Source organism: Aurantimonas aggregata, from assembly GCF_010500835.1.
GTDB lineage: Bacteria > Pseudomonadota > Alphaproteobacteria > Rhizobiales > Rhizobiaceae > Aurantimonas > Aurantimonas aggregata.
In genome coordinates this window covers 1-13456 of record NZ_JAAAMJ010000042.1, presented here as the reverse complement: position 1 = coordinate 13456, position 13456 = coordinate 1, and the positions used below count along the sequence as shown (strand labels likewise).

Below are 13456 nucleotides of genomic sequence, written 5' to 3'. Positions count from 1 at the left end.
CAGAAAATGTCGAAATCGGCGCGAAGTGGAATGGGCATCGCCATGGCAAACCTCCGTTTGCCACCATGATTCAGATCAGAACGGGATTGGGAATCCCCTACGAGTCAAAACCCTCGCTCGTTGGTATTAGCGATCACGTTTTCTGATCTTCAAGTTTTGACGTGCGCACGGCGACGCTCGATCTTGACGAGCAGTATGAGGCTCGTTGTGAGCACGAGCGCGCCGTTGACAGGGTGATAGGCAAGGAACGGCCCGGCATTGTCGGCCGCCAGCACGAACTGGACGAGCATCAGGACGGCGAGGATCCCGGCCCACCAGCCGAGGCCACGCAGGCGCCACACGAAGAGCGGGCCGAGAAGAAGCGCCAGCACGGGAAGCGCAAGGAGCGAGCCAAGCATGGCATGTACGCCGAACTCGCTGCCGCCGTAGAGTGCCTGCCCGGCAAGGAGGAACTGCGCGAGGACGCCGGCGGGCACAAGCCATCCGCTTGCCGTGAACCAGAATGGCGTGCCGCGATCGACGTCGCGCAGCGTGTCGTGAACCTCTTCCATCATGCAGCCTTCGCGTGGGAGGACGATATCGCCAAGCGTGATAGTGCGTCACGATAACCTCCTTCGGCTTCCGCAAGAGCCGGGGCGTCGAGACCGTCGGCGTTGTAGAGGAGGAAGGGTTCGCACCAGTCCATTGCCAAACGATTGGCGGTTGCTCGCAGCGGTGCCAGGAGTTCCGGAACGGTGACGCGGTTGCGGCCGTCGCAGCGGTAGGTTTCCTCGGCCGCACCCATCGTCGCAGCGATCATGATGGGCTTCCCAGCGAGACCGGCGCCTTCCGTCTCCGGGTAGATGTAGCCCATCCGGCTCAGCACCGCGTCTTGCCACGCCTTCAGGAGCGGCGGAGTCGAGTACCACTGCATCGGGAACTGAAGGACGATGCTTTCGGCCCCGAGGAGCCGGGCAGCCTCGCGCTCGCCATCGCGCTCCATGTCGACCCCCTGCGGGTAGAGGGCCGTCATGTCGACGATTTCCACTTGCGGTTGGGTGGCTACAGCCTTTGCCAACGCGGCATTGGCGCGGGATCGTGACAAGTCAGGATGAAAGAGAAGGATCAGGGTCGTCATCTGCGGCTCTCATTCGTTTCATCCGGTCGCACCGGATCGGTTCGGTTCGTCCGCTGGGAACACGCTGAAAGATGTCCTCTCGCGCCTGATCCTTCCAATCGATTGTTGCTCTAGCCTATTATCGACGGCATGAATTTGCGGTCCGTCGATCTGAACCTTCTCGTCGTGCTTGATGCCCTTCTTGACGAACGGCATGTCAGTCGCGCCGCCGACCGTGTCGGCCTTTCGCAGCCGGCGGCATCTGCGGCGCTTCAGCGTTGCCGCCACCTCTTCCGCGACGAACTGCTGGAGCGGGGCCGGCGAAGCATGCGGCTCACCGCAAAGGGCGAAAGCCTTCGGGCTCCCTTGAAGGCGCTCCTCGCCTCGGCAACGGATCTCATAGACCCGCCGGAAATTCCCCTCGCCGAGATCGAGACGACAATGCGCCTCGTGATGGCGGACCTACCGGCACTGCTGGAGATCGAGCCCCTGCTGGTTGACCTCGCTGGCTCGTCACCCGGCATCGATATCGTGTTGCAGCCTTGGCACGGCGTCGATGCGGCCAAGCGCGCCCTGACGGAAGGCTCGACCGACATCGCGGTTTCGGTGTTCGCTGGTGCTGAAGACGAATTGCGGCGCGAGACGGTCGGCGAGGAAACCTACGTCGTGGTCATGCGGGACGGCCACCCGGCGGCATCGGACCTCACGCTCGACCGATGGCTCGCGTTTCCGCACGTCGTCGTCTCTGGACTCGGCGAGGCACGCACCCCGCTCGACGTGGAACTGGCGCGGCGAGGCCTCGCGCGGCGCGTCGGACTTGTCGTGCCCAGCTTCGGCATGGTGCCGCCGGTCCTTCGCTCGACCTCCATGATCGCCATGCTGCCCACAAGAATGGCCAAAACCATGCGCGGTCTCGCGACATTTCCGCCGCCGATCCCTGCCGAAGGCTTCACACTATCCCTGGTTTGGCACCGCCGGCGGGAACGCGATCGTGCCTTGCGGCATGTCGCTCACAGACTCGCAGCGTTCCTGCGCTGACCTGGCTACGGTCGCGAACGTCAGCTTCGGCTGGAATCTTTACGTGAGGGACAGTCGGCTTCCCTGAAGAGTTTCGGGCGCCGTGAGGCGTACGAAAGTCGCGGAAGAACGAAACCGCGAGATGCCGGTCGGTGGTTTGGGGTTTTCGACGTATGCCGACACTCAGTGATGAAACTTGCCCCGAGACTGCGATGGGAGGCACTTCACTCGGCCGCTTTGAGCCGAGCGTCTTCAATGATGTCCCTGATCTCGCTGCGGCAGGAGCCACAATTGGTGCCGGCGCCCAGGTCCTGGCCGATCAGCGCGACGCTGTGGCTGCCGCGGGCGACTGAAGCAGCGATCTGGTTAATCCCGACATCGAAGCAGGCGCAGACGATGCGTCCGGTCGCCGGCATCGGCACCGGCGAGTGGCCGGACAGGAGCGCCATGCGGTCGCCAGGGCTCAACGGTGCACGCGAGCCGAGCAGCGACACCAGCCAGTCGCGGGGCGGCAGTTGTCCTGGCGGCGATACGAGCAGCGCCTCGGCCAAGGCTCCATCGGCGTCCAAGGCCGCCGCGCGATAGGTTAGGCCGCGCCTGTCATTGTATTCGACCAGGTGGTTCGGAGGGAAACCATCGAGGAACTGACGCGACAGCAGGATTCCCTGGCCGCCGGTTTCCGTACCGCAGAGCTCGTAGACCCAGCCTCCTTCGACCGGGCAACGGCTCCAGTGGACGAAGCCGGTAGGACGCAGGTCGCGCCGGGTCATCAGCACTCCGGTCCAGGCCACGGCCTCGCGGAAGATTCGCACCGGTACGTTCTTCAGCTCCGGCTGGCCCGAGAACGCATCGGTCAGCGGCGAGGCCAGAGAACCGGCCCCGGCATTGGCAGCAAACTGGCCGCTCCAGTGCATCGGCAGGAACGCCGAGCCGGACTTCTGATTGGCCGAGATGCTGACTTTGGCACGGACAAACCCGTATCGACTCGAAACATGCGCGAGGTCGCCATCGGCAAGTCCTTCGCGCGCAGCGTCCTGCGGCGCAATCTCCAGCGTCGGCTCGGCCGTGTTGGCCATAAGCCGCGGAACCCTTCCGGTTCTGGTCATGGTGTGCCACTGATCCCGCGACCGGCCCGTGTTCAGCGCAACGGGGCGGTGGACGTCGACCGCCAGCGCGACACCCTCCTGGCGAACCGCGACGAAACGCGCGCGCCCGTCGGGCGTCGGAAAACGCCCCTCGCCGAGCAGGCGCCTGTGCTGCCCGCCCGACTTCGGCAGCGGCCAGATCGACGGGACGAATTGCTCGTAGGCTGCGTCCGCCAGGCTAGCGAGAGCGCCGATATCGAACAGACGTTTGCCGTCGTTCTCGAAGGCCGAGAGGGCGGCATGCTCGCGGAAGATGGCGGCGGGTTCATCAAACGCGAAGGCATCGCCGAATCCCATGCGTTGCGCGATGTCGCAGATAATGCGCCAGTCGGCGCGCGCGCTTCCTGCCGATGGCAGGAAGGCGCGCTGGCGCGACATCCGGCGCTCCGAGTTGGTGACGGATCCGCTTTTCTCGCCCCAGGCTGCGGCGGGCAGCAACACGTCGGCATGGAGCGTGGTGTCGGTACGGGTCACATCAGAGACGACGACGAACTCGCAGTCCTTGAGGGCGGCGCGGACGCGACCGGCATCGGGCATCGAGACGGCGGGGTTGGTCCCCATGATCCACAAGGCCTTGACCCGGCCATCGCCAGCGGCCCGGAACATGTCGACGGCCTTGAGCCCGGCCTGCCGCGCGATCGCGGGCGCTTTCCAGAAGCGCGCGACCCGATCGACCTCGTCGGACTGCTCGAATCCCATGTGCGCGGCAAGCTGGTTGGCGAGCCCGCCGACTTCCCTGCCGCCCATGGCATTCGGCTGGCCCGTCACGGAAAACGGTCCCATCCCAAGCCGCCCGATCCGCCCGGTCGCCAGATGGCAGTTGATGATGGCATTCACCTTGTCGGTGCCGTGGGCGGACTGGTTGACGCCCTGGCTGTAGACGGTGACGCTCCGCTCCGTCGCGGCGAACAGTTCGTAGAACAGTCGCACATCCGCTTCCGCCAGCCCGCAACCTGCTGCCACGTCCGCAAGCGAGGACGCCTCCGCACGCGCCACGCCGACGGCGTCGGCGAAGCCGGTCGTGGCGGCGGCGACGAAATCGTCGTCGACGGCGCCGGTCCTCGCGAGATGGGCGAGCAGCCCGTTGAACAGCAGCACGTCCGTTCCCGGATCGAGCGCCAGATGATGGTCGCTTTCGTCGGCCGTCGCCGTTCGGCGCGGGTCGATCACCACGATGCGCGTGCCGCGTTTCTGGCGGGTCGCCAGTAGCCGCTGATAAAGGACCGGATGGCACCAGGCGGCGTTGGATCCGGTCAGGACGACCAGATCGGCCTCCTCCAGATCGGCGTAGATCCCGGGGACGATGTCCTCACCAAAGGCGCGCCGGTGTCCGGCCACGGACGAGGCCATGCAGAGCCGCGAATTGGTGTCGATATTGCCCGAGCCGATGAAGCCCTTCATCAGCTTGTTGGCGACGTAATAGTCCTCGGTCAGCAGTTGGCCGGAGACGTAGAACGCGACAGAGTCCGGACCGTGGCGGTCGATCGTCTCGCGGAAGCGGCGGGCAACGAGATCGAGCGCTTCGTCCCAGGACTTCTCGCGGCCGCCGATTTCGGGCACCAGAAGCCGCCCCTCGAGGCCCGTCGTCTCACCAAGCGCCGCGCCCTTGGAGCACAATCTGCCGAAATTCGCCGGGTGTTCGGGATCGCCGCGGACGATCACCTCGCCGTCCGCGGCGACGCGCGCCAGGACGCCGCAACCCACCCCGCAATAGGGGCAGGTCGTCCTCGCCTCGGCCGAGGGCGCTTCCACCACCCCCGTCATTCCGCCGCCAGCGCCCGCTCGAGGCCGAGCGAGATACGCCTGTCAACCAGCCGGACGGGGATGGTCCGGACCGAACCCTCGTCCGCACCCTGGGCCTCCCCGGTCTCGAGCGAAAACACCCAGTTGTGCAGGGGGCAGGTCACCGAGGCGCCGTGGACAATCCCCTCGCTGAGCGGGCCGCCACGGTGCGGGCAGTGATCCTCGATGGCGTAGACCCGGTCATCGGCGGTCCGGAACACGCCGATGCGCCCCTGGGGGGTGCCGACGCAGCGCGCGCCCCGGACGGGAATGTCGTCGATCGTGCCGATGTCGTGCCAGTTCATCGCTCACTCCGCCGCCGGCTGGAAGGAAACTGCCGCCATCGGCTGGAACTCGTGCTTGTCCTTGCCGGAGACGCGCTCCGACCACGGGTCGACCTGGGCGAATTTCTGGCTGAAGACGAAGCGATCGTAATAGGCGACGCGGCGCTCACGATCATTGAGGATCTGGCGCCTGATCTCGTCGGTGCCGACGCGGCGGGCCCATTTGTAGATGCGTTCGAGATAGCGGCCCTGTTCGCGATACATCTGCGTGAGGGCGACGATCACCTCGAGCGCCTCGTCCTCGGTCTTCACCAGGCCGAGCACCTCGGTGCCCTTAATGTCGAGGCCCGCGGCTCCGGCGAAGTGAATTTCGAAGCCGGAATCGACGCAGATCACGCCGACGTCCTTGCAGGTGGCCTCGGCGCAGTTTCGCGGACAGCCCGACACCCCCATCTTCACCTTGGCAGGTGTCCACGAGCCCCACATGAATTTCTCGATGCGGATGCCGAGACCGGTGGAATCCTGCGTTCCGAAGCGGCACCAGTCGGTACCGACGCAGGTCTTCACCGTGCGAAGCCCCTTGGCGTAGGCTTGGCCGGAGACGAAGCCAGCCTTGCCCAGATCGGCCCAGACGGCCGGCAGGTCCTCCTTGCGAATGCCGAGCATGTCGATGCGCTGGCCGCCGGTGACCTTGACCGCCGGGATGGCGAACTTGTCGACCACGTCGGCGATCGCGCGCAGTTCCTTCGAAGAGGTCATGCCTCCCCACATGCGGGGCACGACCGAATAGGTGCCGTCCCGCTGGATGTTGGCGTGGACGCGCTCGTTGACGAAGCGCGACTGGTAGTCGTCGGCGTACTGGTCCGGCCAGTCGGCCACGAGATAGTAGTTGAGCGCCGGGCGGCACTTGGCACAGCCGCAGGAGGTCTTCCACTCCAGTTCCTGCATGACGGCGGGAATGGTCTTGAGATGCTTGGCCTTGATCAGACGGCGGACGTCGTCATGGCCGAGCTCGGTGCAGCCGCAGATCGGCTGGATCGCCCCTGGATTGTAGCGGGCGCCCAGCGTCAGCGTCATGAGCTTCTCGACCAGCCCGGTGCAGGTGCCGCACGAGGCCGATGCCTTGGTATGTGCCCGGACGCCGTCGAGCGAGTTCAGCCCCTTTGACGTGATCGCCGAGACGATGGTGCCCTTACAGACGCCGTTGCAGCCGCAGATTTCCGCATCATCCGCCAGTGCCGCAACGGCCGCCAAAGGGTCCGCGGAGGCGCCCCCCTGAAAGGCCTGTCCGAAGATCAGCGTGTCGCGCAGCCCGGAAATGTCGGTCTGCTTCTTCTGCATGTCGGCGAACCAGGCGCCGTCCGACGTCTCCCCGAACAGAACCGTGCCGATGATCCGGCCCTCCTTCAGGACGACGCGCTTGTAGATGCCGGCGGAGGCATCGCGCAGGACGATTTCCTCGCGATCGTCGCCATCCGCGAAGTCACCGACAGAGTAGAGGTCGATGCCGGTGACCTTCAGCTTCGTCGGCGTGTCGACATGCATGAAGCGCTCATCCGCCGCGTCGAGCAGGGTCGATGCGGCGATCTTCGCCATCCGGTAGAGCGGCGCGACGAGCCCGTAGACATGGCCTGCGACCTCGGCGCATTCGCCGATCGACAGGATATCCGAGTCCGAGCTGCGCATCTGGTCGTCGACGACGATGCCCCGGTTAACCGCCAATCCGGCCTCAGCCGCCAGCGTGGCGCTCGGCCGGATGCCGACCGCCATGACCACCAGCGTCGCGGCGATCACGGTGCCGTCGTCGAGCTCGACGCCCTCGACCTTGCCGTCTCCGACGATCCGCCTGGTGTTCGCCTTGGTGACGACCTTGATGCCGCGATCCTCTACCGCCTTCTGCAAGAGATATCCGGCCGCGGGATCGAGCTGGCGTTCCATCAGGGTCGGCATGACGTGCAGCACCGTCACGTCCATGCCGCGTTCCTTGAGGCCAGCGGCGGCTTCCAGACCCAACAGGCCGCCGCCGATTACCACCGCCGTCTGGCGCGACTGCGCGGCCAGCAACATGGCATTGACGTCGTCTAGGTCCCGATAGGTCAGGACGCCGGGCAGGTCCTTGCCCGGCACAGGGATGATGAAGGGCACCGATCCGGTCGCGATGACGAGCTTGTCGTAGCACTCGCTCACGCCATGGTCCGACGTCACCGTCCGGGCCGCGCGATCGATCGCGACGATGCGGTGGCCCTTGTAGAGCGTGATCCCGTTTTCGACGTACCAGCCGTCGCCGTGGATGACGATCTCCTCGAAGCTCTTCTCGCCAGACAGGACCGGCGACAGCATGATGCGGTCGTAGTTCACCCGCGGCTCGGCATTGAAGATCGTGATGTCGTAGCGGTCTGGCGCCGCCTCCAGCAGGTGTTCGAGCATCCTGCCGGGCGCCATGCCATTACCGATGATGACGAGTTTCTGAGTCATTCCCGTTCTCTCCCGATTCATTATTCTGCCGCCGGAGCGAAAGAGGCCGCGGGCGTCCCGGCACGCTTCTCGATGCGCCGGACGGCGAGATGCATCCACCCGAGGCACGCCGCGACTAGGACGAAGAGCAGCATGAAGCAGCTCGACCAGATGCCCGTCAGATCGTTGAGCACGCCGAAGGCGATCGGCAGGAAGAAGCCGCCGAGACCGCCGATCATGCCGACGAGCCCCCCGACCGCCCCTACGTTCTGCGGGTAGTAGACCGGGATGTGCTTGTAGACGGCCGCCTTGCCGAAGCTCATGAACAGGCCGAGCACGAAGGCTACGGCGACGAAAGCCGTCGGCCCGATCGCCATGTGGAAGGCGATTGGCCCGTTCATCCCCTGAACGGCGTAGTCCGTCGCCGGGATGGCGAGGATGGCGCAGCAGAGCGCCGACACCGTGAAGGTCCAGTAGAGTAAGGTGCGGGCGCCCACCCGGTCGGACAGGACGCCGCCATAGGCACGGAAGATCGAGGCCGGGATCGAGTAGGCGGCGCCGATCATGCCGGCGGTGGCGAGGTCGAAGCCGTAGACGCCGATTAAATAGCGCGGCAGCCACAGGGCGAGCGCCACGAAGGCGCCGAAGGCAAAGAAGTAGTAGAGCGCGAAGCGCCAGACGCGCAGGTCGCGTAGCGGGGTGAATTCTGCCAGGAAGCTGCGCGGCTGCCCTGCACCGGTCAGCCGCCGCTGGCGGATTACCGGATCGTCCTCGGTCATGAACCAGAAGACCACCGCCATAAGGGCGAGCGCCACGGCCCATGCGACCGCGACGCTCTGCCAGCCCCAGGCGAGCAGCACGAAGGGCGCCACGAACTTCGTCACCGCCGCGCCGACATTGCCGACGCCGAAGATCCCAAGGGCGGTGCCCTGCCGGCTCGCGGAATAGAAGCGCGAGACATAGGCGACGCCGACCGCGAACGAGCCGCCAGCGAGACCGACGCCCAGGGCCGCCACCAGCATCTGGGCGTAGGTAGTCGCGAAGGCGAGGAGAAACGTCGCCAGCGCGGCGGCGAGCATCGTTCCGGTATAGACCAGTCGGCCGCCGAGCCGGTCGGTCCAGATGCCGAGCAGCATACGCACGAGCGAGCCGGTCAGGATCGGCATCCCGACCAGCAGGCCGAACTGGGTCTCGTTGAGGCCGAGGTCGTCCTTGATGCGGATGCCGATGATCGAGAAGATCGTCCAGACCGCAAAGCAGACGGTGAAGGCGACGGTGGACAGGGACAGTGCGCGTGTCGCCGACCCTTCCGGAAGCGGCGCAGAATTGGCGATTACGGTCATTTCTGACTCCATCGATAGCCGAGTTCGGCTGTGGCTGGGCTGAAAACAAAAAAACCGCCGAACAGACCTCACGCGCCCGGATGTCCGGGTGCGCGATAGACCTGATCAGCGGCTCTGCCTGGAGCGCCCCTCGTTGGACGCGAAATTACGGGCCCAACGTCGGGCTCGTCAGGAAAAATGCAGGAAGTGTGCCAAATTCAAATTCTTTCGCATTTCGCTTTAAAAACAATGGCTTGACAGAAATCAGCAGGCAGGAGGGCTCCCCCGACCTGCGCGAAACCTACTCATCCGGTGTTCGGCACTGCACAGGATTTGTGCATCGCGTCAGAGAACAGGGGCGCTGTTGCTGCGAAAAGATCTGCCATCAGGGCGCTAGATAATCAGCGATCCTGTCCGGGTCGAAGACCTTTCTGTCGAAGAAGCCGTCCGGCCCCAGCACGAGACTGGCGCCTGCCGAACCGACGGGCGTCGCAGCCGTCAGGCCACCCTCCACCTTGGCATTGGCGCCGGGCAGCGCGACGCCGAGCGAGCGAAGGGCGCTTCGGTAGAGGTCCGGACGGTAGCTGTCCCGGGCGATTGCTTCGTTCCGCGGGGTTGCCGCAACTTGACCCCACCGCGCCATCTGGCTGTAGAACCAGAGCGCATGGCTCTTCCAAGGGAAGGTGGCTGCCCGCGCGTGCGGCATGAAGAAGTCAGCAACTTCGACGATCGCCCCGTCGCCTGTGTGCAGGCGTCCCGACAAAGCCGGGAGGAGCCACTCGACCGGGCAGCCGAGATAGGCCGGTGCCGCCAGGAGTCGGGCGAGTTCGGCGTGATTGGCGGCATCGCCGCACCACTGGGCAGACCGGTAAAGCGCCCGCAGCAGGCCGCTCAGCGCTTCCGGGTTTGCCTCCGCCCAGTCTGCCGAGACACCCAGGACTTTCTCCGGGCTCGAGCGCCAGATCATCGCCTTGGTGGTAACAATTCGTCCGACGCCCCGGAGAGCGGCGGCGGTGTTCCACGGCTCTCCCACGCAGTATCCGTCGATCCGGCTTGCGGCGAGCGCATCCGGCATCAGCGGCGGTGGCACAATGACAATCTCGATATCGTCATCGGGCGCGATGCCACATGCGGCGAGCCAATAGCGTAGTTCGTAATTGTGCCCCGAATGCGGGTGGACAACGGCGAAGCGCGGCTTCTCGGCCCCGGACCGCGCCGCGATCGCGGCGCGGAGCGCCCTGCCCGCCTCGGCCGGATCGAAACCGTCGGTGGCGCCGTGATGCTTCATTGCGTCCCACAGGCTGCGCGAGACGGTAACGGCGTTGCCGCCGAGGCCGAGCGCCATCGGTGCGATGGTACGCGCCGCTAGCGGAGCAGGGCCGAGATTGTAGGCGATAGGCATCGGCGCGAGCATGTGCGCGGCATCGAAATGGCCGACGGCGAGCCGATCCCGGATGCTCGCCCAGGAATTCTCCCGCACCAGGAACAGCTCGATGCCTTCGGCTGCCGCGAAGCCCATCTCAAGGGCCGTCACTAGGACCGAACTGTCGAGAAGCGGCAGGAAGCCCGCGGTGACGCGATGGGCAGCACTCATGTCTCGTCTCCCGGCTGTAGGAGGTCGGCGGCCGTTATCAGGCTCTGCGCGATCTCGGCGATCTTGCGGTTCTGGTTCATCGCCGTTTTGCGCAACAGGGCATAAGCGTCCTGCTCCGACAGGCCACGGGATGTCATCAGGATGCCTTTAGCGCGATCGACAAGGCGGCGGCTCTCGAGTTCGGTGCGCGCCTCTTCGAGTTCGCGCGCCATCCGGGCAAACGCGTTGAACCGGCTGATCGCCATCTCGATCACCGGCTTGACCCGCTCTTTTCGCAACCCGTCCACCACATAGGCGGAGATACCTGCTTCAACCGCAGCCTCGATGGAAGCACTGTCGGAGCGGTCGACGAACATGGCGATCGGCCGCTTCACCACTCGGGAGAGCTGGAACATGCTTTCCAGCATGTCGCGGTTCGGATTTTCCAGGTCGATGACGATGACGTCCGGCTCGATCTCGCCAATACGCCGCGCGATGCCAACGACGTCGTGAATCGTCGTCACTTCGCCATGGCCGGCCTCCCGCAGCCCCTCCTCGATCACCGCTGCACGAATGCGGTTTTCGTCGATGATGAGGATCCGGAGGGCGGCGCGGTTCATGCTATCACTTTGCCTGTTGGCCTGGATTGTGCAACGCAAAATGAACTACCTGAACAGGACTATCAGCAGTAAGTCCGGTACGTACTACCGCTTCCGTGCCTAGCGCCACAGTTCGTTCGCATTGGCAGCGGCATGGGCCGGCGCGTCGATGATTGAGCGCGGCGCGCCGCGACGGCACCAATTGCCATCAGTTAGCCGCTTGCCGGAACTCCGGCACAAATATGTCTAAAATCGACAAAACAGATGAGGTCCTGCTCCGGGATGTCTGCTTCGAGGAAGCTGCCCTCTTCTACGCCGGGCTCACCTTTAGGGGCTGGGTCACCTATACCCCGTGACCGAGAGCTGGACACAGGCGGGTACGACAGGACCACCGCATGTCACGGGGGCCCGAACGGACCGGTCGAGCCGGGTATCTTCGACGAGCGACATCGCGACCTCGCCCTCTCGGTCGTCGTCGGCGGCAGCGGGAATGGCGATCCGGCCCGCGGTTCCGGCAGGCGCGCCCTCTTCGCGATGGAAGCGGAGGTGACGGCGTTCCGTGCTTTGGCGATAGAACGGTCAAGCTTCCCTGCGACCCACTCGCTCTCGGTTTGCCCGGCCTCGATTTCAGCGATCTCACAGTCGCGTTTGGGATAGCACTTGCACGTGTCGATCACGACGGTGTCGGCGGGCACGTCGGCGAACAGCGGGCGATCTTCGGAATGGGGCCGAGCAGCGTGGACAGGATCACGACGCCGGCAGACGCTTCGGCGGACGTCACCGCGCGAGTTGGCGACGTTTACGTCATGACCTGCGGCGCTGAGTTTCGTCACCAGCGTCTTGCCGATGTGGCCGGTGCCAAGGATGCCGATCTTCATGAGACTTTTCCTTCAGCGTCGTTTGCGGCACGGCGCTGTCCTTCGGAACCGCGCGGGGTTCAGGATCACCAATCCGTCGCCGTTTCTGCTCTGCGGACTGGACGGGAAGGGAGTGCATGGCGAGGAGCGGCGCCCGCCCCTTGCGCCGCTCTCGATCGACCTAGCGCTAGACTAGATCGCGCGGTTTACGCGAAGCAGGTATTGCGAGGTCGGATTGCTCGTTCCGCCGCGTAGGCGCTCCGTGATGACGGCCACGGAGAGGTCGCGGCGTTTAGGGAGACGGGCCTTCTCGGCGGCGGCGAGAGCGGCAGGGATCTCGTCGCGCGTCAGGTCCGTGCAGTAGACCGGCGCTCCGGGTTGCTGCCGCCAGGACTAGGCAAGGCTCCCTTCATCGACGGCGTCCAGCCCTGTTGCGTCGACGAGCGCGAGCGTCACATGTCGGCCCGTTTGCGGTTAGCGGTGATCGGGATCGCGATGCGGTCCGAGGCACCTGCCTGGCCATACATGCCCATGTCGCATGCGACGCGGCGATGGCAAATATGGAGGTCAGGGCATCGGGAAGGACATGCACGTAAGGGGCACGGAGATTGTTGTCGCTGCATCCAGCAATGGCCGCGCGGTGATCATGGTGAGCGTGATCGTACCATGGTGATGGTGATCATCTCTTGTGAGAGCCATGTGCTTGCGAGGTCACCGCAAGCCCGACACTCGCCACCGAAATCCCCTCCCGAACAAAATGGGCACGGGCGACGTGAGGCGCAGGAAGCTTTCGTAGGCAATGAGGAGAGCAACCAAAGGCAGGATGACCGCACTGGCGAACGCGGCGAGATCCTCGAGCTTGCCTGTCCCGAACCTGAAGTGGGGTTATGGCGTGCTTGCGGGCGAAGACGTTGGAGGCCTTCAGCCGGAGCAGGGAGCCATGGTTTGTGCGGCCGCCGAACTCGACGATGCCTTTGAAGAAAGTGTCCAGATCGGTGTCGGCGTCGCGGGCAAGACCGGTGATGCGGTAGAGTACGTTGTCGCTGTTCCCGAGCGGACCCGAAGCGTCGAAGAGCTTGGTACCGGTCGTTGGAGCCGATCTGCGCCCTCGGGTATTCATCGAACCTAAAGGCGAACTGGTGCGCTTGAGGTATACCCATAGCGACAGCCAGATATTACTGCGGTGGTGAGCGCCAGCAGTCTTATACCAACGTGCGCTGATCAGAACTCATGCGCCCAGTCCCGCATTCCGATTGAGATGATTTTCCAGGGCTGATCGACGAGCTTGTTCCAAGCGTCACAGCAGTGGGCGACGATGTCGTCGTAG

The 13456-nt window shown here is 64.9% G+C and carries 12 protein-coding genes; 2 read left to right on the top strand and 10 right to left on the bottom strand.

Annotated elements, in window-relative coordinates; genetic code table 11:
• Positions 1-149: 149 nt before the first annotated feature.
• Together GTW51_RS22385 and GTW51_RS22380 are read right to left on the bottom strand one after the other, a co-directional pair.
• On the bottom strand, positions 150-554 hold the full coding sequence (locus GTW51_RS22385; RefSeq protein WP_246233358.1) for a DUF6220 domain-containing protein: 405 nt from the start codon (positions 552-554) through the stop codon (positions 150-152).
• Positions 551-1117, bottom strand: coding sequence for an NAD(P)H-dependent oxidoreductase (locus GTW51_RS22380; protein ID WP_163046246.1), 567 nt, complete (start codon positions 1115-1117; stop codon positions 551-553). Before GTW51_RS22380 ends, GTW51_RS22385 begins: the two co-directional genes overlap by 4 nt.
• Positions 1118-1246: 129 nt before the next feature.
• On the opposite strand from GTW51_RS22380, the gene GTW51_RS22375 reads away from it, so the two are divergent.
• Positions 1247-2134 carry a LysR family transcriptional regulator gene (locus GTW51_RS22375; RefSeq protein ID WP_163046245.1) on the top strand — a complete coding sequence of 296 codons (888 nt, stop codon included), beginning with the start codon at positions 1247-1249 and terminating at the stop codon, positions 2132-2134.
• Between the two features lie 203 nt (positions 2135-2337).
• On the opposite strand, the gene GTW51_RS22370 is transcribed toward GTW51_RS22375, so the two are convergent.
• The 8 genes from GTW51_RS22370 to GTW51_RS24735 all read right to left on the bottom strand — a co-directional run bounded on the left by GTW51_RS22370 (position 2338) and on the right by GTW51_RS24735 (position 12954).
• Positions 2338-5022 carry a nitrate reductase gene (locus tag GTW51_RS22370; protein WP_163046244.1) on the bottom strand — a complete coding sequence of 895 codons (2685 nt, stop codon included), beginning with the start codon at positions 5020-5022 and terminating at the stop codon, positions 2338-2340.
• Positions 5019-5345: a nitrite reductase small subunit NirD gene (gene nirD, locus GTW51_RS22365; protein WP_163046243.1), complete on the bottom strand. Its 327-nt coding sequence runs from the start codon at positions 5343-5345 to the stop codon at positions 5019-5021. The genes GTW51_RS22370 and nirD overlap by 4 nt, the downstream gene beginning before the upstream one ends.
• 3 nt (positions 5346-5348) lie before the next feature.
• Positions 5349-7799: a nitrite reductase large subunit NirB gene (gene nirB / locus GTW51_RS22360; RefSeq protein WP_163046242.1), complete on the bottom strand. Its 2451-nt coding sequence runs from the start codon at positions 7797-7799 to the stop codon at positions 5349-5351.
• Between the two features lie 20 nt (positions 7800-7819).
• Positions 7820-9121, bottom strand: a complete 1302-nt coding sequence (locus tag GTW51_RS22355) for an MFS transporter (protein ID WP_163046241.1) — start codon at positions 9119-9121, stop codon at positions 7820-7822.
• Between the two features lie 364 nt (positions 9122-9485).
• Positions 9486-10694, bottom strand: a complete 1209-nt coding sequence (locus GTW51_RS22350; protein WP_163046240.1) for a CmpA/NrtA family ABC transporter substrate-binding protein — start codon at positions 10692-10694, stop codon at positions 9486-9488.
• Positions 10691-11293: an ANTAR domain-containing response regulator gene (locus GTW51_RS22345; RefSeq protein WP_163046239.1), complete on the bottom strand. Its 603-nt coding sequence runs from the start codon at positions 11291-11293 to the stop codon at positions 10691-10693. Before GTW51_RS22345 ends, GTW51_RS22350 begins: the two co-directional genes overlap by 4 nt.
• Before the next feature lie 377 nt (positions 11294-11670).
• Positions 11671-12150, bottom strand: coding sequence for an NAD(P)-binding domain-containing protein (locus tag GTW51_RS22340; RefSeq protein ID WP_203566258.1), 480 nt, complete (start codon positions 12148-12150; stop codon positions 11671-11673).
• Between the two features lie 690 nt (positions 12151-12840).
• A complete protein-coding gene (locus GTW51_RS24735) occupies positions 12841-12954 on the bottom strand; it encodes a hypothetical protein (protein ID WP_425483306.1) in 114 nt (37 codons plus the stop codon).
• On the opposite strand from GTW51_RS24735, the gene GTW51_RS22335 reads away from it, so the two are divergent.
• A complete protein-coding gene (locus GTW51_RS22335; RefSeq protein WP_163046238.1) occupies positions 12953-13258 on the top strand; it encodes a hypothetical protein in 306 nt (101 codons plus the stop codon). The genes GTW51_RS24735 and GTW51_RS22335 overlap by 2 nt on opposite strands.
• Positions 13259-13456: the final 198 nt, after the last annotated feature.